This is a genomic window from Pantoea alhagi, assembly GCF_002101395.1.
Classification (GTDB): Bacteria; Pseudomonadota; Gammaproteobacteria; order Enterobacterales; family Enterobacteriaceae; genus Mixta; species Mixta alhagi.
This window is the reverse complement of the sequence record NZ_CP019706.1, coordinates 4,118,924-4,138,776: the sequence shown is the minus strand read 5'-3', so window position 1 is coordinate 4,138,776 and position 19,853 is coordinate 4,118,924. Positions and strand designations below refer to the sequence as shown.

Here is a 19,853-nt window from a genome sequence, read left to right as displayed (position 1 = left end):
AACAAAAGATGACGCAATTTGCAATGGTTTTCCCAGGTCAGGGTTCGCAAACCGTTGGCATGCTGGCTGAGCTGGCAGCGGACAACCCGATTGTCGAAGCAACCTTTAAAGAGGCTTCTGACGCGTTGGGTTACGATCTTTGGCAACTGACGCAGCAGGGTCCCGCAGAAGAATTAAACAAAACCTGGCAAACGCAGCCTGCGCTGCTGGCCGCCTCGGTTGCGCTCTTTCGTCTGTGGCAGCAGAAAGGCGGTAAAACGCCTGCGATGATGGCTGGACACAGTCTGGGCGAATATTCTGCGCTGGTATGTGCAGGCGTGCTGGATTTTGCCGAAGCGATCAAACTGGTTGAGCTGCGCGGGAAACTGATGCAGGAAGCGGTACCGGCCGGTACTGGCGCGATGCAGGCGATTATCGGCCTTGATGATGCCGCTATCCAGCAGGCCTGTGAAGAGGCTGCGCAGGGAGAAGTGGTATCGCCGGTAAACTTTAACTCGCCGGGCCAGGTTGTGATTGCTGGACATAAAGACGCGGTTGAACGTGCGGGCGCGGCCTGTAAAGCTGCCGGCGCAAAACGTGCGCTGCCGCTGCCGGTAAGTGTGCCGTCTCACTGTGCACTAATGAAGCCTGCTGCAGATAAACTGGCGGTTGCGCTGGAAAGTATGACTTTTAACGCGCCAGCCTTACCGGTAGTTAATAATGTTGATGTAAAATGCGAAACCTCGCCAGAAGCGATTCGCAGCGCGCTGGTACGTCAGCTCTACAGCCCGGTACGCTGGACGGAATGTGTAGAATTTATGGCGGCGCAGGGCGTGACCTCGCTGCTGGAAGTCGGTCCGGGTAAAGTCCTGACGGGCCTGACGAAACGTATTGTTGACACCCTGACAGCCTCGGCGGTAAATGATCCCGCCAGCCTGGCAGCGGCGCTTGAACAATAACAGAGGATAAAAATGAGCTTCGAAGGAAAAATTGCCCTGGTAACCGGTGCCAGTCGTGGTATTGGTCGCGCTATTGCGGAAACGCTGGTGGCACGCGGTGCGAAAGTGATCGGCACGGCAACCAGCCAGAGCGGCGCAGATGCGATCAGCGCTTACCTGGGAGAGAGCGGTAAAGGCTTTCTGCTGAACGTTACCGATCCCGCGTCAATTGAAAGCGTACTGGAAAATATCCGTGCCGAATTTGGCGAGGTGGATATTTTAGTCAATAATGCTGGCATTACGCGTGATAATCTTCTGATGCGCATGAAGGATGACGAGTGGCAATCCATTGTGGATACCAATCTGACCTCCGTTTTCCGCTTATCCAAAGCGGTTATGCGCGCCATGATGAAAAAACGTGTGGGCCGTATCATTACCATCGGTTCCGTTGTTGGTACCATGGGTAATGCAGGCCAGGCAAACTACGCGGCAGCAAAAGCGGGTTTGATCGGCTTCAGCAAGTCACTGGCGCGCGAAGTTGCGTCACGTGGTATTACCGTTAACGTCGTGGCTCCTGGTTTCATTGAAACCGACATGACGCGTGCGTTGAGCGAAGATCAGCGCGCTGGCATCCTGGCCGAAGTTCCTGCAGGTCGTCTTGGCGACGCGCAGGAAATCGCCAATGCCGTTGCATTTTTAGCCTCTGACGAGGCAGCGTACATCACTGGTGAGACGCTGCATGTCAATGGCGGAATGTACATGGTCTGATAATTACGAAAATTATTTGCGTTAATTGCGGTAATAGCCGCAAAATAGCGTGAAATCGTGGTTGGACCAGCCGGGATTGAGTTGCATCTTTTCCAACTTTTTATACACTACGAAAACCATCGCGAAAGCGAGTTTTGATAGGAAATTTAATAGTATGAGCACTATCGAAGAACGCGTTAAGAAAATCATCTCCGAGCAGCTTGGCGTTAAGCAGGAAGAAGTCACCAACGAAAAATCTTTCGTTGAAGATCTTGGCGCTGATTCTCTTGATACCGTTGAGCTGGTAATGGCTCTGGAAGAAGAGTTTGATACTGAGATTCCGGACGAAGAAGCTGAGAAGATCACTACCGTTCAGGCTGCCATTGATTACATCAATAGCCATCAGGCCTAATGAACTACCATCAGGCGGTCACTCGACCGCCTGAGTTTTTATCCGTCCCACATAGTGTCAATCTTTCCCTCCCTGGAGGACGAACGTGTCTAAGCGTCGTGTAGTTGTGACCGGTCTTGGCATGTTGTCTCCTGTCGGCAATACCGTAGAGTCAACCTGGAGTGCTCTCCTTGCCGGGCAGAGTGGCATCAGCCTGATCGACCATTTCGATACTAGTGCCTACGCAACGCGTTTTGCTGGCTTAGTAAAGGATTTTAACTGTGAAGAGATCATCTCGCGCAAAGAACAGCGCAAGATGGATGCCTTCATTCAATATGGAATTGTCGCTGGCATACAGGCCATGCAGGATTCCGGCCTGGTTGTTACCGAAGAAAACGCGACTCGCATCGGCGCTGCTATCGGTTCAGGCATTGGCGGGTTAGGGCTGATTGAGGAAAACCACGCGTCGCTGGTAAAAGGCGGTCCGCGTAAAATCAGTCCGTTCTTTGTGCCTTCTACCATTGTTAATATGGTGGCCGGTCATCTGACCATTATGTATGGTCTGCGTGGGCCAAGCATTTCCGTTGCGACCGCCTGTACAACAGGCGTGCATAACATCGGCCATGCGGCTCGTATGATTGCCTACGGCGACGCGGATGCGATGCTGGCTGGCGGTGCGGAAAAAGCCAGTACGCCTTTGGGCGTAGGCGGCTTTGGCGCGGCGCGCGCGCTCTCCACGCGTAACGATAATCCACAGGCGGCCAGCCGTCCGTGGGATAAAGATCGCGATGGTTTTGTGTTGGGTGATGGCGCAGGCATTATCATGCTGGAAGAGTATGAGCATGCTAAAAAGCGCGGCGCGAAAATCTATGCCGAGCTGGTTGGCTTTGGTATGAGCAGCGATGCTTACCATATGACTTCTCCGCCGGAAGATGGTGCTGGTGCTGCACTGGCGATGATCAATGCGCTGAAAGACGCGCAGCTGACGCCAGAGCAGGTTGGCTACGTTAACGCTCACGGAACCTCAACGCCAGCTGGCGATAAGGCTGAAGCGCAGGCGGTTAAGTCAGTGTTTGGCGCAGCGGCCTCCAGCGTGATGGTCAGCTCGACCAAGTCGATGACGGGTCACCTGCTGGGTGCGGCAGGCGCGGTAGAATCAATTTACTCGATTCTTGCGCTACGCGACCAGGCGATTCCACCGACCATTAACCTTGATAACCCGGATGAAGGCTGCGATCTCGATTTCGTTCCTCATACCGCACGTCAGGTTAAGGGACTGGAATATGCGCTGTGTAACTCCTTCGGTTTCGGCGGTACCAACGGATCGCTGATTTTCCGTCGCGTTTAACGGTACCATTGCTATTTAAGGCCCGCTTTGCGGGCCTTTTTTACATCTGGACTATTCTGAACGGCTCAGGGCTGTAACCTGAGCGCCATAACGGTAAGCTTAAGTGGGCAGCCTCAGCAAACGAGTGAGCAAATGATTTGGATTAACGGCGAGCAGCAGCAGCAGATAGCGGTCAGCGATCGCGCCTTACACTACGGCGATGGTTGTTTTACCACTGCGCGTCTGCACCAGGGCAAAATAGCCTGGCTGGAGGCGCATCTTCAGCGCCTGCAGGAAGCGGCTTCTGTACTAATGATCCCCGACGTTGACTGGCTTCGGTTAAAACAGGAGATGGGGATCGCTGCAGCCAGCTGGCGGCAGGACGACGGCGTTCTGAAGGTGATTCTGTCACGTGGCTCAGGCGGGCGAGGCTATAGCGGTGCCGGATGCCATCAACCGGTACGTATCATTATGCTGTTTGCCGCGCCGGGACATTATGCCGCACTGAGTGAAAGCGGCGTTCGCCTGATGACCAGCCCGGTGCGCCTTGGCATTAACCCTCAGCTTGCCGGAATCAAACACCTTAACCGGCTGGAGCAGGTGCTGATCCGCACACAGCTTGAGCAGAGCGGCGCCGATGAGGCGCTGGTGCTTGACACTGAGGGCAAGCTGGTGGAATGCTGTGCGGCTAATTTATTCTGGCGCAAAGGAAATCAGCTCTATACGCCCGCTGTTAGCGGCGCAGGCGTTGACGGGATTATGCGTCGGCACATCATTGCGCTGGCGCGGCGGCACGGTTATGTCTGTCAGGTGGTGCGGGAAGAGCCGCAGACGCTGGTGGATGCGGATGAGGTTTTTATCTCAAACGCTCTGATGCCCTTACTGCCAGTAAGGCAGATCGATAGCTGGCACTATCAATCCCGTACGCTTTATCAACGACTGCTGCCAGATTGTTAATATTGGATTAATCATGACCCGAAAAATTAAAATTTTGGCTGCTGTGGCGCTGCTGTTAGCTGCCGCTGCTGTCGTTTGTTACTGGCAGGTGCGTGAGTTTGCCGCGTCGCCATTAACCATTAGCCAGGAAAAGATTTTCACGCTGCCGGCCGGTACAGGCCGCCTTGCTCTTGAAGCGCAGCTGGAAAGCCAGCATATCATTAAGCCGTCGCCGTGGTTTGGCGTGCTGCTGAAGCTGGAGCCGGAACTGGCAAAATTCAAGGCGGGCACCTATCGCCTGGACGCTGGCTTGAATGTGCGTCAGCTGCTGACGCTGCTGGCCAGCGGCAAAGAGGCGCAGTTTCCGGTACGCTTTACCGAAGGCACACGTCTGCAGGATGTTCTGCAGGCGTTACGTAGCTCGCCCTGGATCAAACATACGTTGAAAGATGACCGGCCAGAAACGGTCGCAGCAGCGCTGGGGCTGAAAGAGGATGAAAATCTGGAGGGCTGGCTCTGGCCGGATACCTGGCTCTACACCGCCAATACCAGCGATGTAGCGTTACTGAAACGCGCGCATCAGCGCATGAAAGAGGAAGTGGCGAAAATCTGGCAGAACCGTATGCCTGATTTGCCTTATAAAACGCCTAATGAGTTAGTGACCATGGCCTCTATCATTGAAAAAGAGACGGCGGTCAGCAATGAACGAACAAAGGTCGCCTCGGTATTTATTAACCGCCTGCGGGTGGGTATGCGTCTGCAAACCGATCCCACAGTGATTTACGGGATGGGCGAAAAGTATAATGGCACCCTGACGCGTAAAGATCTGGAAGCCCCGACGGCTTATAACACCTACACCATCAACGGCCTGCCGCCGGGACCTATCGCCTTGCCGGGTAAAGCCTCGCTTGAAGCCGCTGCCCATCCGGTAAAAAGCAATTATCTCTATTTTGTCGCCGACGGTAAGGGCGGACATACCTTTACCACCAACCTGGCCAGCCATAATCGGGCCGTGCAGGCATGGCGCACGACCATGAAGGAAAAAAATGAACGCTAAGTTTATTGTAATTGAAGGGCTGGAGGGGGCCGGGAAAACCACCGCACGTGACTGCATTGTTGAACAGCTGCGCGAGCAGGGCATTACCGATATTGTCTTTACCCGTGAGCCGGGCGGTACCCCGCTGGCAGAGCAGCTGCGCAATCTTATTAAGCAGGGGCTGGAAGGAGAAAAGATAACCGATAAAGCCGAATTGCTGATGCTGTATGCCGCCCGTGTACAGCTGGTGGAAACGGTAATCAAACCAGCGCTGGCGCGTGGTGCCTGGGTGGTGGGCGATCGCCACGATCTCTCTTCACAGGCGTATCAGGGCGGCGGACGTGGTATCGACCAACAGTTGATGCAGACGCTACGCGATACCGTGCTGGGCGATTTTCGTCCTCACTTAACGCTCTACCTGGATGTTACGCCGGAAATTGGTTTGCAGCGCGCACGCGCACGCGGCGAACTCGATCGTATTGAACAGGAGTCGCTAAATTTCTTTATGCGCACCCGTGAGCGTTATCAGGCCCTGGCAGCTTGCGATGATTCCATTAAAACCATTGATGCCAGCCAGCCGCTGGAACAAGTGACAATGTCACTTAAAACTGTTCTGCAAGCCTGGCTGGTGGAGCAAAAATAATGAACTGGTATCCGTGGCTTAATCCTGTTTATCGTCAGCTTGTTGCTCAGCATCAGGCTGGGCGGGCGCATCATGCTGTGCTGGTACAGGCATTGCCGGGTATGGGCGACGCTGCGCTAATCTGGGCGGTAAGCCGCTGGCTGTTATGCCAACGACGCGATGGACAAAAAAGCTGCGGTCACTGTCACGGTTGCCAGTTAATGATGGCGGGTACCCATCCTGACTGGCATCGACTGACGGCGGAAAAAGGGAAAAGCGCGCTGGGGATTGATGCAGTACGCGATGTGAACGAGACGCTGTATCACCATGCTCAGCAGGGCGGCGCAAAAGTAGTGTGGCTACCTGATGCCGGACAGCTTACTGAGGCAGCCGCTAACGCCCTGTTGAAAACGCTGGAAGAGCCGCCGCAGAACAGCTGGTTTTTTTTGAGCAGTGCAGAGCCGTCAAGGCTGTTGCCCACGCTACGCAGCCGTTGCCTGAAGCTGCATCTTGCACCACCCGACGAGGCGCACAGCCTTGGCTGGCTACAAAAGCAAAATGCGGGTTCTCATGAAGCGATGCTGACTGCGCTCCGCCTCAGCAGCGGTGCACCCGCCGCCGCGCTGGCGCTGCTTGATAAGCAAAACTGGGAACAGCGTCAGACGCTGTGCGCTACGCTGGCCAGCGCTCTGATAGGCGATGTGCTTACACTGTTGCCGCAGCTCAATCATGATAACGTCGCCGAAAGAATCAGCTGGCTGGCTTCACTGCTAACGGATGCGCTGAAATGGCAACACAGCGGAGACCAGTTTATCGCCAATGTCGATCAACCCGCGCTGATTACTCAGCTGGCACAGCGTCTACCGGCCGCCGCGCTGGATAAAAGCCTGCGTCAATGGCTGCTGTGTCGGGAACGCCTGATACATATTGTTGCGGTCAACCGGGAATTATTGCTAACCGAACAGTTATTAAACTGGGAAACCTTACTCAGACCAGCGTCGACATCGCTGGCTGATTAACCGAGAGAGTTGTTATGTTTTTAGTTGATTCCCACTGCCATCTTGATGGTCTGAATTATGAGACATTGCATAAAGACGTGGATGATGTACTGGCGAAAGCCGCCGCGCGCGATGTCAAATTTATGCTGGCGGTTGCTACCACGTTGCCAGGGTTCAAAGCCATGGCGCAGCTGCTGGGCGACCGCCCGAATGTTGCCTGGTCCTGTGGCGTACATCCTTTAAATCAGCAAGAGGAATGGGATTTCGCTGAGCTGGCGCAGCTGGCTGACGATCCTCGCGTTATTGCCATGGGCGAAACCGGGCTGGATTACCACTATCAGCCAGAAACCAGGGCGCGTCAGCAGGCTTCCTTCCGTGAGCATATTCGCGTGGGCCGCCAACTGAACAAACCCGTTATCGTACATACACGCGATGCGCGGGAAGATACGCTGGCAATTCTGCGGGAAGAAGGGGCAGAGGAGTGTAGTGGCGTACTGCACTGCTTTACCGAGGATCGTGAAACCGCAGCTAAGCTACTGGATATGGGCTTTTACATCTCATTTTCCGGCATCGTTACCTTTCGTAATGCAGAGGCGTTACGCGAAGCTGCACGCTATGTTCCGCTGGATCGCTTGCTGGTGGAGACCGATTCACCCTATCTTGCGCCCGTGCCACATCGCGGAAAAGAGAACCAGCCTGCCTTTACCCGCGATGTGGCGGAGTATATGGCCGTGCTTAAGGGCGTTGATTTAGAAACGCTGGCTCAGGCCACTACGCAAAACTTTTCTGACCTGTTTCATGTTCCGCTTTCACGGTTGACCGATACGCCTGTGTGACTTTTTTTAGAGCTCGTAATTAATCCGTTAAGATCGTAAAGTGCAGCGCCAAAATCGCTGCGCTGACGATTTTTTCTGTACAAAAGTTGGCAAAACAATAAAAAATATCCTAAAGGTTAGCCGCCTGATGGGCGAAACGTGACAGGTATCAAACAAAACTGAACAGATTTATTTTACTCTTCGTAATAAATCCAGAGAGCCTTAACAAGCTCCAGAGGCAGAAGATCCTCCCTCTTTTGCCACGCGTACCACGCGATTAAAAGCACTCATACTCAGGAGTTCCACAATATGTTTAAGAACGCATTTGCAAACCTGCAAAAGGTCGGTAAATCGCTCATGCTACCGGTGTCGGTTCTGCCGATCGCCGGTATTTTATTGGGTGTCGGTTCGGCAAACTTTTCCTGGTTGCCAGCCGTTGTTTCACATGTGATGGCGGAAGCGGGCGGCTCGGTGTTCGCTAACATGCCGTTGATCTTTGCTATTGGTGTGGCATTAGGCTTTACCAATAACGACGGCGTTTCGGCGCTGGCGGCTGTGGTTGCTTACGGCATCATGGTGAAAACCATGGCGGTTGTCGCACCGCTGGTGCTGCATTTACCGGCAGAAGAAATTACCGCTAAACACCTGGCGGATACCGGGGTACTGGGCGGCATCATTGCCGGTTCTATTGCCGCCTACATGTTTAACCGCTTCTACCGTATTAAGCTGCCTGAATATCTGGGCTTCTTTGCCGGTAAACGTTTTGTACCGATTATTTCTGGTATGGCGGCGATTATCCTGGGCGTTATCCTTTCCTTTATCTGGCCGCCGATTGGCAGCGCGATTCAGGACTTCTCTCAATGGGCGGCTTATCAAAACCCGGTTGTGGCCTTTGGTCTGTACGGTTTGATTGAGCGTTCTCTGGTGCCGTTTGGCCTGCATCATATCTGGAACGTTCCTTTCCAGATGCAGATTGGTGAATTCACCAACGCCGCAGGACAGGTCTTCCACGGTGATATTCCACGCTATATGGCAGGCGACCCGACTGCGGGCAAACTTTCTGGCGGCTTCCTGTTCAAAATGTATGGTCTGCCGGCAGCCGCTATCGCTATCTGGCACTCTGCAAAACCAGAGAACCGTGCGAAAGTGGGCGGTATCATGATCTCCGCAGCGCTGACTTCGTTCCTGACCGGTATCACCGAGCCGATCGAGTTCTCGTTCATGTTCGTGGCACCGATTCTCTATGCAATCCACGCTATTCTGGCAGGTCTGGCCTTCCCGATCTGTATCCTGCTTGGCATGCGTGACGGCACCAGCTTCTCGCACGGCCTGATCGATTTTATCGTGCTGAGCGGCAACAGCAGCAAAATCTGGCTGTTCCCGATTGTAGGTATTATTTATGGTCTGGTTTACTACACCATCTTCCGCGTGCTGATTGCGAAGCTGAACCTGAAAACGCCAGGCCGTGAAGAAACCACGACTGAGCAGTCAACCGGTACAGCCAATGAAATGGCAGCTAACCTGGTTACCGCGTTCGGTGGTAAAGAGAACATCACGAACCTGGATGCCTGTATTACCCGTCTGCGTGTTAGCGTAGCCGACGTATCCAAAGTGGATCAGGCTGGCCTGAAAAAACTGGGCGCTGCCGGTGTGGTAGTGGCTGGTTCCGGTGTGCAGGCTATTTTCGGCACTAAGTCCGATAACCTGAAAACCGAAATGGATGATTATATTCGCAACAGTTAATCACTGATGCACACAGCAAAGGCGAGCTTCGGCTCGCCTTTTTACGTTGGGGCCTGTCTTATAACCGCTGTTCGCGATCGGAAGCAGGATGAGGAATTTTAATATCTCAGCCCATACGGCTTTCCGCGCCGGTTAAACCGACAGCGGTCTGCTCCCACGACTGGAGCTTTACCTTGTCCGCCTGAAAGGCACACATGATCCGATGTCTTCGGGGCAACCTCAGCGGTGAATGAATTTTATTTAATCAGAAGGCAGCTGCACTATTTTTCCGCTATCTGTTAGTTGGTAATAACCATCATGTGCAAGAAAATAGAGGCCGCTATTTTTACTGTATCTGACAGTAAAAGTCTTGTCCTTTTCTATGCAGTTTTTTTCGTTTTCATTTCCATGAAACACAGCCTGTCATATTTTCCCTCTTCCATATAGCCGTCGCCGAACAGCCAAAAAGTGATGGTATAGCTGCCAGAGAGGGAAGGTTTAGGGATGCCGTAATGGCTTTTAAGCATCTCGCTGTTTTCCCGCCACCAGCCTATTTTTCCCCTTACGGTGATGGGAAAATTGTCTACTAGTATATCGGTATAATTCCCATCATCATGAACCGCAATAATTTTTACTGGCCGCAGAGATAGCCAGGAGAAATAACTTAATGCTATAGCTGCAATAATTAATATTGACCAGCGCAATTTTTTGTTTTTTATCATCGTCTGGCATCCCCGGTGATTTCTGTTATGGCTTCCATATTGGTGATAAAAGGTTTGAAACCAAAGCGATTGTACCGCTGCAACACAAACCAGATGCGGAAGAAGCGAAACAGGTTAAACTTCGCTTTTAAGATATCGTAAGCATCCAAACCGAAGTGATCCTGTATTGTGTACTTTACCCTGGCCCGGTAATGATAATTATCAATACAGAGTGATTCGATGGTGATATGAGTAGCCCAGGTATCATGTACGGTAATGCCCATACCGTTAATTTTATCCTGAAAACGATCGAATTTTGGTAGCTTACCCTTTGAAATAGCTTTTTTTAACTCTGCTTTATCTGATGCTGGATAAAATTTATTTTTCCAGTCAATTTTTAATGCAAAAGTATCCTGTAATAACAGACGTGTACTGTTCTCGGAAGATCTATCATTAATAATATGCATCCTCAGCGCGCTGTTCAGATAGGGGCTGCTAAACGGCGCGCCTTCGCCATGTTGCATATGGGTAATCATCTCTTCGATAAGATGTCTGTAAGGTCCATAGATGGCAAAAGCCTGCGACAGATGGCGCATTTCATCAAAAAGAATAGTGACGCACTCGGCTGTAGAATGTTTTGCGCCTGCGCCCCAGGAGCCATAGAATCGCGAATGCGGCTGCCGGAACGGGGTAATTTCCGTCAGGGTATATGGATCAATGCGGGTGGAAACATCATGCAGGTGATACTCATTTTTTAACTGCGATTCGGTAAGATCGCCGTAGCGCATATCGTCTGCGCCGTAATCATCCATTCTTTTTTGCGTTTCGAATATCCTGCAGGGAAAACGTAAAGCCGTCATTGCTCACTCCTTGTGTCATCTTTCATCCATGTATTCACTTTGTCGACCGCAGGCTGCTGCGAAAACGATATAAATATTGAGCGCTTTGGTCATGGATTGATAATATCCCCCGGCAGGTGCTGTGTAAATAATGAACAGCGTTATCGATCGGCGTAACGGCAGGCATCGCAGGCGAAAGGTGCGCAGGGCGTTGCCTAATAATACGGCAGCGTTAAGCGGGGGAGGGAAAAGTAGCGAATAGCGACCCCATCAGGGCCGCTAATAACTGTAGAGAAATGTTAAAGATAAACGCGCAGATACTCTGTCAGGCAGAGCAGGGCCATCGCCTGACCATAAGGCATAGAGGTCAGCGGTATCTGGCGGTAATAGTCAAGATCGCTGCCCATTGCCGTGCCGAAGGAAACCTGCGTCAGCTCGCCGTCGCTGTTGATATGCTGCATCACGCCTTTTACCGCCTGTTCCGCCATTGGCAGATAGTCACGTGACAGATAACGCTTACGCACCGCCTTTAATATGCCGTAGGCGAAACCGGCGGTGGCAGACGCTTCCAGATAGCTGTCACGATCGTCCAGCAGGGTATGCCACAGACCGCTTTCATGCTGCCACTGGCGCAGCGCCGCCACCTGGCTTTCCAGCACCTGCTGCAGGAAACGGCGCGTGGCGTGCTGTTCCGGCCATGCCATCAGTTCAATAAACTCCGGGATGACGATGGTCAGCCAGCTATTACCACGCGCCCAGCGCGCTTTGGCAAAATTGTGGCGGCCTTCAAAGTTCCAGCCGTGGAACCACAGGCCGGTTTCGCGATCCATCAAATATTGCACATGCAATAAAAACTGATAGCTTGCTTCCTCAACATATTCCGGGCGGTTGAGCAGCTTGCCGATCTTCGCCAGCGGCAACACACTCATCATCAGCGTATCGTCCCACAGCTGCTGATGATTCTCATTGTTATAAACAATATGCTGCAGGCCGCCCTGTTCCGTACGCGGCATTTCATACATCACCCATTCCGCCCAACGCTCCAGCACCGGCAGCAGCGCAGGATTGCGCGTCTCTTCATAGCGATAAGCGAGAGTCAACAGCGGGCAAACGGTATTGACGTTTTTGGTTGGCGTACCTTCTGCCAGCCGCTCACGGAACCAGTCATCAATAATCGCCAGTGTTTTTGTGTCGCCCGTTTGCTGATAGTAGTGATACATGCCATACAGCCCGATGCCATGTGTCCATTCCCAGCCAGCCCAGCCTTTGGTATCGATCACCCGGCCATCGTCCAGACGCAACAGAAACTCGCCGCTCTCATCAGTAATCGCTACCAGGTTGTCGGTTAGCTTTTCAATCAGCGTTACCAGCTCGGGACGCGGCACCAGAAATTCAGGCTGACGCAGCAGAGCGCTATGCTTTACAGGAAATACCGTCATCATTCAGATCCTATCGTTTTAACGTATGTGGTTGCACCGCGCCTACAGCCTGAGCAGGCCGTAGCGGCGGCGCCGGGGATTTATGGCGATTAAGAAAGCCTATGTTATTGTTGCCCCAAAGGTTTTCATAAGGCATTCCGGCCAGCGTTTCCACCGTTGCACGCGCTGCAGGCGTCAGGTTCTCTGGCACCGGACGTCCTGCCTGGCGCATTTTTTGGGTCTCTTCACGCAGTACTGAATGCGTCTGCAGGTTCAGGCGAAAGCGCAGAGAGATAAAGAAGCCGATCGCCAGTACGCACAGCGTACCCACGCTCAGAATCAACAGAATGGTGTGCTGAACGTTATCGCTCTGATTAGCCTGACCGGAAACGAAGCCGGAAAGCTGTAAGACAATTCCCACCAGCATGACTGCGCCAGCCTGCGAAGCCTTACGCGTTAACGTCATGATGCCGGCGAAAATCCCTTCGCGACGCTGGCCGGTGATCACCTCGTCAACATCCGCGATGTAGGTGTAGATATTCCACGGCACATAGTTGATGCCACCACGGCCCAGGCCCGCCAGCGCGGAGATCAACACCAGCAGCGCCATGTTATCGTTCATGCCGGTATACCAGAGCCCGGCATAAGAGAGGGCGCTCAGACCAAACAGCGTCACGACCAGACGATAGGAAGGTGCAGGACCAAGGCGAATACAAAGCGGGATCATGCCCATCACAGCGATAAATTGCAGAATAGCCATCGTGCCCATCAGGTTGGAGGCGATCTGCGCGCTCTGCATCAGCACGAAAACCACATACCAGGTAAAGACTGCATTAAACACATCCTGTGCAATATAGCCGCCGAGGTACATGCCCAGATGCTGACGGAAAATACGGATGCGAAGGGTGGAGGCCAGTTCGACATACAGACGCTTCAGGCTTTGCGCCAGCGTCAGCTGCTGTTTTTCCGCCTCAGCGCGGCGTGACTCTTCAGAAAAATCTTCTGGTGCGCGTTCCCAGGTGAAAAACCAAACCAGCGTCAGCACAATGGCGCAAATCACCGAAAATACCAGGCTGGCATAAAAGAAGGAGACGGCGTTATCTTTGCCGAAGTGATTGATCAGCACGCCCGGCAGGAAAGCGGCCAGAATAGCGGAAAGCTGAGCCAGTGCGATACGTGCGCCGGAAAACTTGGTTTTCTTTTTGAAATCGTCGGTCATTTCCGGGACCAGCGTTTCATAAGGCACCAGAATCATGGTGTAGACAATATCAAACAGCAGATAGGTCAGCAGGTAGTAAAGGTAACTCATATCGCCGACCCACATCAGGCTATAGCTGAATACGCAGGGAATGCCGAGCAGAATAAAAAACTTGCGGCGTCCAAAGCGCTTGCCGAGGCGAGTAGAGCCAAAGTTATCGGTAAGGAAGCCCATCAGCGGGCTGACCACTGCATCCAGCACGCGCGCCATAGCAAAGATAAAGGTTGCTTCAATCGGCGTCAGGCCGCAGAAAGTGGTATAGAAATAGAGCAGCCATGCTGCCGTCAGGGCTGTAGTGCCGGCACCCAAAAAGTCGCCCGATCCATAAGCCAGGTAATGCCGTAAACCAATTTTACGCACTGGCATTGTCAATCTCCTCGTCATAACCATTAAAAAACGCACGGACTCCGACAGCTCAGACGGATTACCCCAGAAGGTAGAATGGCGGGAGAGGGCAAACCTTCGCGTTTTGGCTAGGAAAAGGCGTTGAGTGGCAAAAAAACAAAGGAAAACATGCCCTGCCTCTAATTTATAAAACGGTGTTTTATTTCTGTCAGAAGAAGTCTGTGAGAATGCGAAAAACCGCACAAAAAATCGGCCCGCTTGTCAGGGCTGTACAAAAAAGTGGCACTACGGCAGGTGAAACAAAAGAAAAACAGCAGGAAGGTTGAAAGAAAACGAAATTCTCGCTCATACTCCATGCTTACGTCTCTGCTAAGGATATGCATCATGGCTGAAGAAACTATTTTCAGTAAAATTATTCGTCGTGAAATTCCGGCCGATATTGTTTATCAGGATGAACTGGTAACGGCTTTCCGGGATATTTCTCCCAAAGCGCCAACCCATGTATTGATTGTGCCGAATATTTTAATCCCGACCGCGAACAATGTCAGCGAAGCACATGAGCAGGCCATGGGACGTATGTTCACCGTGGCGGCGAAAATCGCTAAAAAGGAAGGTATTGCTGAGGATGGTTACCGACTGATTGTTAACTGCAATCGTCATGGTGGCCAGGAAGTTTATCATATCCATATGCACCTGGTCGGTGGTTGCCCACTGGGGCCGATGCTAAGCCTTTAATTAACGTGCGGAACGCCATCATGCGCGCTTTATTAACCAGTCTGCCTCTGGTTTTGACGCTGGTCGCCTGTAGCAGCGATAAACCTGTGATCAACACCTCACAGGCGCTGATTATGGAATCGTCCGTGCTTTCGGCGGGAATTTTGCCCAGCAAACCCACTCTTTCTGAACAGGCCGGACAGCAGCGGGCAGTAAGCACGCTGGAGAATCAGCAAAACAAACCGGTTACCGTGCACTATCGTTTCTACTGGTACGATGATAAAGGACTGGAAATTCAGCCTTTTGAAACGCCCCGCACGCTGGTGGTTCCCGCAAATCAGCGGGTTGAAATCAGTTCGCAGATGGGCAATCTGATGGCCAGTAAAGTTCGTCTCTATATTTATTTGTAAGGGGAAATACTGTGTTCAGGCGTTTAAAACTCTCCGGCGTCATGCTGCTGGCATTCGTTCTGGCGGGCTGTATTAATAATCAACAGCAACAACCACCGGCGCCGGTGGAACCCGTGCAGCCAACGACGCCGCCGGTTGTGGTACAGCCGCCGCCGATTACCAGTCCGCAGCCGGGCGAAACGGTGCCGCAGCCGCCGAAGCTAAAAACGATAAACTGGGATGCCAGCGTACAGCCGCTGGTGGCGCAGATGCTACAGGCCCAGGGCATCACGCCCGGCAGCGTATTGCTGGTAGATCGGATCAAGAACAGCACCAATGGCAGCCTGCAAACCGCGAAGGCAACAGCAGCGCTGCAAAATGCCCTGGCAAGCAATAATACCTTTACGCTGGTTACCCAGCAGCAGCTGATGCAGGCAAGGCAAACGCTGGGGCTATCGCCTGAAGACAGCCTGAATTCACGTAGCAAAGCGATCGGCCTGGCTCGCTACGTTGGCGCGCAGTATGTGCTTTACAGTAATGCACAGGGCGACGTAAAAGCGCCTGAACTGCAGATGCAGCTGATGCTGGTGCAAACTGGAGAAATTATCTGGTCAGGAAATGGCAGCGTCCAGCATTGATACCGCCCTGCAGGCGCTGATTGAACGACTCCAGCCGGCAGCTTCGTCTGCCGGTTATTTTTATCCGCTGAATGGCCTTACCGGACTATCCGGGAAAGTAGTATGTGGCCAGCAATGCTGGCTGGCACGCCGAATCCCACATCAGCCGATCCCTTTTATCTCTCGCCAACGCGAATGGCATCTGCTACGGGGTTTAACCGCCAGCGGACTGGCACCGCGTGCGCTGGCGATCGATCGGCGCTGGCTGCTGCTGGAATGGCTGCCGGGCGAGACGCTGGCGGAAAAGGAATTTCTGGCTCGTCAGACTGAACTGGTTTCGCTGTTAACACGGTTGCATCATCAGCCGCTTAGCGGTTATCGGCTACAGCTGCTGCCATTATTGCACCACTACTGGCGACAGTGCCGTCAACGCAATCCGCGCTGGCTGCGACGACTACGTCAGCTGGCGCGTCAGGGAGAACCGCCGCCGCTGCGGCTGGGACTGCTGCATATGGATATCCATCCGGGCAACCTGCTGGCGCATCCTGACGGCTTGCGGCTGATTGACTGGGAGTATGCCGCCGATGGCGATATAGCGCTGGAACTGGCTGCTATCATCAGCGGCAACAGTCTGAACGCTGCACAACGTGCGACGCTACTGGCTGATTATGCCTGCAGTAATCGGCTGGATCTCAGGGCGCTTAAGCGGCAGGTCAGGCGCTGGCAGCCCTGGCTACATCTGTTGATGGCCAGCTGGTATCAGCTGCGCTGGGAGCAGAGTGGCGATCCGGCGCTGCATCAACGGGCTATTGCCGCCTGGCGACAAATTTAGCGCGCTGTTTCTGCATTCCGGCTATGATGTGCGCCAGTTTTTACAGGAGGAATCATCATGTCGATACCCGGTCCGGTAATGTTGGACGTGGCAAGCTATGAGCTGGACGCCGAAGAGCGCGAAATTCTGGCGCACCCGCTGGTGGGCGGGCTGATTTTATTCGCGCGTAACTATCACGATCCCGCTCAGCTGAGTGAACTGGTGCGTCAGATTCGCACCGCATCTCATGCGCGGCTGGTGGTCGCGGTCGATCAGGAGGGCGGGCGGGTGCAGCGCTTTCGTGACGGCTTTACCAACCTGCCGGCCATGCAGTCCTTTGCCGCGCTGAACAGCCAGGAGCAGGCGGACAGGCTGGCACAGGAGGCAGGCTGGCTGATGGCGGCGGAGATGATGGCAATGGATATCGATATCAGCTTTGCGCCGGTACTGGATATTGGACATATCAGCGCCGCGATTGGCGACCGCGCTTTCCATGAAGATCCCGCTATTGCGTTGCGTGTGGCGCGCTGTTTCATTGCTGGTATGCGCGAAGCTGGCATGAAAACCACCGGTAAACATTTTCCCGGTCATGGCGCAGTCAGCGCTGACTCACATAAAGAGACGCCGCGCGATGAGCGTGATAAGGCCACTATCCGCCAGCATGACATGGCCATTTTTCAGCAGATGATCGATGAGAATGCGCTGGACGCGATTATGCCGGCGCACGTTATCTACTCGCAGGTAGACCCGCGCCCGGCCAGCGGCTCTTCATACTGGCTGAAGCAGGTGCTGCGTACTGAACTGGGCTTTAACGGCATTATCTTCTCTGACGATTTATCGATGGAGGGGGCAGCGATTATGGGCAGCTATGCGGAGCGCGCGCGCGCCTCGCTGGATGCCGGCTGCGATATGATTCTGGTTTGCAACGATCGTAAAGGCGCGGTTAGCGTGCTGGATAACCTGCCGCCGATCAAAGCAGAACAGGTGAGCCGCCTGTATCATCGTGGGACATTTAACCGCCAGCAGCTGCTCGATTCTGCACGTTGGCAGCGCGCCAGCCAACAGCTGAGCGCATTACAGGCGCGCTGGCTGGAGCATAAGGCGTCGGGTCACTAACAGGAAACCCGGCAGGCTAAGTAACGGTGAGGATAGCCATGATTATTTATCTGCACGGTTTCGATTCCACTAGTCCGGGTAACCATGAAAAAGTTTTGCAGCTGCAGTTTATCGATCCTGATGTGCGGCTGCTGAGCTACAGCACACGCCATCCGAAACATGATATGCAGCATCTGCTGAAAGAGACCGATAAGATGCTGATGCTGAATGTCGATGAACGGCCACTGATTTGTGGCGTCGGTCTGGGAGGCTTCTGGGCTGAGCGCATTGGTTTTTTATGTGATATTCGCCAGGTGATGGTTAACCCTAATCTTTGGCCGCAGGAAAACATGGCGGGCAAAATCGATCGGCCGGAAGAGTATCCTGATATTGCTACCAAGTGCGTAAGTAATTTCCGTGAGAAAAACCGCGACCGCTGCCTGACGCTGCTTTCGCGCCACGACGGTATCCTTGACAGTCAACGCACAGCAGAAGCGCTGCAACCCTGGTATGAAATTGTCTGGGACGAAAAGCAGCCTCATAAATTCCCCAGTCTTTCTCCCCACTTACAGCGTATTAAAGCGTTTAAAACCCTCGGCTAATGCCTGTTTAGCGGGATGATTGCCCGACAATCGCCCGCTTTTTTATGGTCAATAATCCGACTTATTGTAGGAAAATTGATCTGCATCAAATTTGGTATGACCAACTTACCCCGTCATGTTATTCTGATTTCAGCTCGCGATTTAACTCGCAACCCTATGTTAATTAAGGTTTTCATTAACCTTTGGTTAACTTTTGGTTTACATTTTAAGGGGGTCATTTTGACTACACCGTTGAGAAAAATTGTTATCGTTGGTGGGGGAGCCGGTGGTCTGGAGCTGGCAACGCAGCTGGGGCACAAGCTGGGTCGCCGTCAGAAAGCGGAAATTACGCTGATCGATCGCAACCATAGTCATTTATGGAAACCACTGTTGCATGAAGTGGCAACCGGATCGCTGGATGAAGGCATCGATGCGCTCAGCTACCTGGCCCATGCGCGTAATCATCACTTCCAGTTCCAGCTGGGGTCGCTCACCGATATCGATCGGGAAAACAAGCGGCTGCAGCTGGCGGAAATTCGTGATGCGCAGGGCGAAGTGCTGGTTCCGGCGCGTGAAGTGCCTTACGACACGCTGGTTATGGCGCTGGGCAGCACCTCGAATGATTTCGGTACGCCGGGCGTGAAAGATCACTGCATCTTCCTCGATAACCCGCATCAGGCGCAGCGTTTCCATAATGAAATGCTTAACCTGTTCCTGAAGTATTCAGCCAATGCCGACCGGCAGGGGAAAATCAATATTGCGATTGTAGGCGGCGGCGCAACGGGCGTTGAGCTTTCTGCTGAGCTGCATAACGCAGTAAAACAGCTGCACAGTTACGGCTACAAAGGGCTGGATAATCAGGTGCTGAACGTTACGCTGGTGGAAGCGGGCGAACGCATTCTGCCAGCGCTGCCGGCACGTATTTCCGCAGCGGCGCATCAGGAACTGACCAAACTGGGTGTGCAGGTGCTGACGCAAACCATGGTCACCAGCGCGGATAAACATGGCCTGCATACCAAAAGCGGCGACTTTATCGAAGCAGATCTGATGGTCTGGGCAGCGGGCATCAAAGCGCCAGATTTTATGAAAGATATTGGCGGACTGGAAACCAACCGGATTAATCAGCTGGTGGTGAAAGAGACGCTGCAAACCACGCTGGATGACGATATCTACGCCATCGGCGACTGCGCCTCCTGTGCGTTGCCATCCGGCGGATTTGTGCCGCCGCGTGCGCAGTCGGCACATCAGATGGCTTCGAAGGCGCTGGAAAACATCCTGGCGCAAATGCGTCAGCAGCCGCTGAAACCTTATGTTTATAAAGATCACGGTTCGCTGGTTTCGCTTTCCCGGTTCAGTACCGTAGGCAGCCTGATGGGTAACCTGATGCGCGGTTCAATGATGGTGGAAGGACGCATTGCGCGTTTCGTCTACATCTCGCTTTATCGTATGCACCAGATTGCGCTGCACGGCTACTTCAAAACTGGTCTGATGATGCTGGTGGGCAGCATCAACCGGGTGATCCGTCCACGCCTGAAGCTGCATTAATTTCCCGCTGCTAAGGCAGCCCGTGCTTC

20 protein-coding genes and 1 pseudogene are annotated in these 19,853 nt (G+C 53.2%); 17 read left to right on the top strand and 4 right to left on the bottom strand.

Annotated features, from left to right (window positions below; all coding sequences use genetic code 11):
- Positions 1-8 precede the first annotated feature (8 nt).
- The 10 genes from fabD to ptsG all read left to right on the top strand — a co-directional run bounded on the left by fabD (position 9) and on the right by ptsG (position 9,532).
- The gene (gene fabD, locus B1H58_RS19660) at positions 9-938 is read left to right on the top strand and encodes an ACP S-malonyltransferase (protein WP_085072108.1); all 930 of its coding nucleotides are present in this window, start codon (positions 9-11) and stop codon (positions 936-938) included.
- A gap of 12 nt (positions 939-950) precedes the next feature.
- Positions 951-1,685 (top strand): 3-oxoacyl-ACP reductase FabG, encoded by a 735-nt coding sequence (gene fabG, locus B1H58_RS19655; RefSeq protein ID WP_085072107.1) that lies wholly within the window; start codon positions 951-953, stop codon positions 1,683-1,685.
- Between the two features lie 154 nt (positions 1,686-1,839).
- Positions 1,840-2,076, top strand: coding sequence for an acyl carrier protein (acpP, locus tag B1H58_RS19650; RefSeq protein WP_085072106.1), 237 nt, complete (start codon positions 1,840-1,842; stop codon positions 2,074-2,076).
- An 85-nt stretch (positions 2,077-2,161) separates the two neighbouring features.
- Entirely contained in the window at positions 2,162-3,403 is a 1,242-nt protein-coding gene (gene fabF / locus B1H58_RS19645) for a beta-ketoacyl-ACP synthase II (RefSeq protein ID WP_085072105.1), read from the top strand.
- A gap of 132 nt (positions 3,404-3,535) precedes the next feature.
- Positions 3,536-4,339: an aminodeoxychorismate lyase gene (pabC, locus tag B1H58_RS19640; RefSeq protein ID WP_085072104.1), complete on the top strand. Its 804-nt coding sequence runs from the start codon at positions 3,536-3,538 to the stop codon at positions 4,337-4,339.
- 13 nt (positions 4,340-4,352) lie between these two features.
- Positions 4,353-5,375, top strand: coding sequence for an endolytic transglycosylase MltG (gene mltG / locus B1H58_RS19635; RefSeq protein ID WP_085072103.1), 1,023 nt, complete (start codon positions 4,353-4,355; stop codon positions 5,373-5,375).
- Positions 5,365-5,997 (top strand): dTMP kinase, encoded by a 633-nt coding sequence (gene tmk, locus B1H58_RS19630; protein ID WP_085072102.1) that lies wholly within the window; start codon positions 5,365-5,367, stop codon positions 5,995-5,997. The genes mltG and tmk overlap by 11 nt, the downstream gene beginning before the upstream one ends.
- Complete coding sequence (holB, locus tag B1H58_RS19625; protein WP_085072101.1) at positions 5,997-6,995, top strand: DNA polymerase III subunit delta'; 999 nt, start codon at positions 5,997-5,999, stop codon at positions 6,993-6,995. The genes tmk and holB overlap by 1 nt, the downstream gene beginning before the upstream one ends.
- Positions 6,996-7,009: 14 nt before the next feature.
- Positions 7,010-7,810 (top strand): metal-dependent hydrolase, encoded by an 801-nt coding sequence (locus tag B1H58_RS19620; protein WP_085072100.1) that lies wholly within the window; start codon positions 7,010-7,012, stop codon positions 7,808-7,810.
- A gap of 288 nt (positions 7,811-8,098) precedes the next feature.
- Positions 8,099-9,532, top strand: a complete 1,434-nt coding sequence (gene ptsG, locus B1H58_RS19615) for a PTS glucose transporter subunit IIBC (RefSeq protein ID WP_085072099.1) — start codon at positions 8,099-8,101, stop codon at positions 9,530-9,532.
- A 312-nt stretch (positions 9,533-9,844) separates the two neighbouring features.
- Here ptsG and B1H58_RS19610 read toward each other — a convergent pair.
- The 4 genes and pseudogenes from B1H58_RS19610 to B1H58_RS19595 form a co-directional block, all read right to left on the bottom strand.
- Positions 9,845-10,233, bottom strand: a pseudogene (locus tag B1H58_RS19610) (DUF943 family protein); the annotation flags it as partial.
- The gene (locus B1H58_RS19605; RefSeq protein WP_085072098.1) at positions 10,230-11,072 is read right to left on the bottom strand and encodes a YPO3983 family protein; all 843 of its coding nucleotides are present in this window, start codon (positions 11,070-11,072) and stop codon (positions 10,230-10,232) included. The gene B1H58_RS19605 and the pseudogene B1H58_RS19610, both read right to left, overlap by 4 nt.
- Before the next feature lie 278 nt (positions 11,073-11,350).
- Complete coding sequence (gene bglB, locus B1H58_RS19600; protein WP_085072097.1) at positions 11,351-12,490, bottom strand: beta-galactosidase BglB; 1,140 nt, start codon at positions 12,488-12,490, stop codon at positions 11,351-11,353.
- A gap of 10 nt (positions 12,491-12,500) precedes the next feature.
- Entirely contained in the window at positions 12,501-14,093 is a 1,593-nt protein-coding gene (locus B1H58_RS19595; protein ID WP_085072096.1) for an MFS transporter, read from the bottom strand.
- A gap of 363 nt (positions 14,094-14,456) precedes the next feature.
- On the opposite strand from B1H58_RS19595, the gene hinT reads away from it, so the two are divergent.
- The 7 genes from hinT to B1H58_RS19560 all read left to right on the top strand — a co-directional run bounded on the left by hinT (position 14,457) and on the right by B1H58_RS19560 (position 19,824).
- Positions 14,457-14,807, top strand: a complete 351-nt coding sequence (gene hinT / locus B1H58_RS19590) for a purine nucleoside phosphoramidase (RefSeq protein ID WP_085072095.1) — start codon at positions 14,457-14,459, stop codon at positions 14,805-14,807.
- 20 nt (positions 14,808-14,827) lie between these two features.
- A complete protein-coding gene (locus B1H58_RS19585; protein WP_085072094.1) occupies positions 14,828-15,196 on the top strand; it encodes a YcfL family putative periplasmic lipoprotein in 369 nt (122 codons plus the stop codon).
- 41 nt (positions 15,197-15,237) lie between these two features.
- Entirely contained in the window at positions 15,238-15,813 is a 576-nt protein-coding gene (lpoB, locus tag B1H58_RS19580; RefSeq protein ID WP_237172507.1) for a penicillin-binding protein activator LpoB, read from the top strand.
- Positions 15,794-16,624, top strand: a complete 831-nt coding sequence (thiK, locus tag B1H58_RS19575; protein WP_085072092.1) for a thiamine kinase — start codon at positions 15,794-15,796, stop codon at positions 16,622-16,624. Before lpoB ends, thiK begins: the two co-directional genes overlap by 20 nt.
- A gap of 57 nt (positions 16,625-16,681) precedes the next feature.
- A complete protein-coding gene (gene nagZ / locus B1H58_RS19570; protein ID WP_208615330.1) occupies positions 16,682-17,719 on the top strand; it encodes a beta-N-acetylhexosaminidase in 1,038 nt (345 codons plus the stop codon).
- Positions 17,720-17,757: 38 nt separating this feature from the next.
- Entirely contained in the window at positions 17,758-18,300 is a 543-nt protein-coding gene (gene ycfP, locus B1H58_RS19565; protein ID WP_085072090.1) for an alpha/beta hydrolase YcfP, read from the top strand.
- Between the two features lie 219 nt (positions 18,301-18,519).
- On the top strand, positions 18,520-19,824 hold the full coding sequence (locus B1H58_RS19560; protein WP_085072379.1) for an NAD(P)/FAD-dependent oxidoreductase: 1,305 nt from the start codon (positions 18,520-18,522) through the stop codon (positions 19,822-19,824).
- Positions 19,825-19,853 lie beyond the last annotated feature (29 nt).

What these genes read in the sequence shown, in the direction of transcription:
- fabD (WP_085072108.1), top strand. Translation starts at nt 9, where the DNA reads ATGACGCAATTTGCAATGGTTTTCCCAGGTCAGGGTTCGCAAACCGTT.
- fabG (WP_085072107.1), top strand. Translation starts at nt 951, where the DNA reads ATGAGCTTCGAAGGAAAAATTGCCCTGGTAACCGGTGCCAGTCGTGGT.
- acpP (WP_085072106.1), top strand. Translation starts at nt 1,840, where the DNA reads ATGAGCACTATCGAAGAACGCGTTAAGAAAATCATCTCCGAGCAGCTT.
- pabC (WP_085072104.1), top strand. Translation starts at nt 3,536, where the DNA reads ATGATTTGGATTAACGGCGAGCAGCAGCAGCAGATAGCGGTCAGCGAT.
- mltG (WP_085072103.1), top strand. Translation starts at nt 4,353, where the DNA reads ATGACCCGAAAAATTAAAATTTTGGCTGCTGTGGCGCTGCTGTTAGCT.
- tmk (WP_085072102.1), top strand. Translation starts at nt 5,365, where the DNA reads ATGAACGCTAAGTTTATTGTAATTGAAGGGCTGGAGGGGGCCGGGAAA.
- holB (WP_085072101.1), top strand. Translation starts at nt 5,997, where the DNA reads ATGAACTGGTATCCGTGGCTTAATCCTGTTTATCGTCAGCTTGTTGCT.
- B1H58_RS19620 (WP_085072100.1), top strand. Translation starts at nt 7,010, where the DNA reads ATGTTTTTAGTTGATTCCCACTGCCATCTTGATGGTCTGAATTATGAG.
- ptsG (WP_085072099.1), top strand. Translation starts at nt 8,099, where the DNA reads ATGTTTAAGAACGCATTTGCAAACCTGCAAAAGGTCGGTAAATCGCTC.
- B1H58_RS19605 (WP_085072098.1), bottom strand. Translation starts at nt 11,072, where the DNA reads ATGACGGCTTTACGTTTTCCCTGCAGGATATTCGAAACGCAAAAAAGA.
- bglB (WP_085072097.1), bottom strand. Translation starts at nt 12,490, where the DNA reads ATGACGGTATTTCCTGTAAAGCATAGCGCTCTGCTGCGTCAGCCTGAA.
- B1H58_RS19595 (WP_085072096.1), bottom strand. Translation starts at nt 14,093, where the DNA reads ATGCCAGTGCGTAAAATTGGTTTACGGCATTACCTGGCTTATGGATCG.
- hinT (WP_085072095.1), top strand. Translation starts at nt 14,457, where the DNA reads ATGGCTGAAGAAACTATTTTCAGTAAAATTATTCGTCGTGAAATTCCG.
- B1H58_RS19585 (WP_085072094.1), top strand. Translation starts at nt 14,828, where the DNA reads ATGCGCGCTTTATTAACCAGTCTGCCTCTGGTTTTGACGCTGGTCGCC.
- lpoB (WP_237172507.1), top strand. Translation starts at nt 15,238, where the DNA reads ATGCTGCTGGCATTCGTTCTGGCGGGCTGTATTAATAATCAACAGCAA.
- thiK (WP_085072092.1), top strand. Translation starts at nt 15,794, where the DNA reads ATGGCAGCGTCCAGCATTGATACCGCCCTGCAGGCGCTGATTGAACGA.
- nagZ (WP_208615330.1), top strand. Translation starts at nt 16,682, where the DNA reads ATGTCGATACCCGGTCCGGTAATGTTGGACGTGGCAAGCTATGAGCTG.
- ycfP (WP_085072090.1), top strand. Translation starts at nt 17,758, where the DNA reads ATGATTATTTATCTGCACGGTTTCGATTCCACTAGTCCGGGTAACCAT.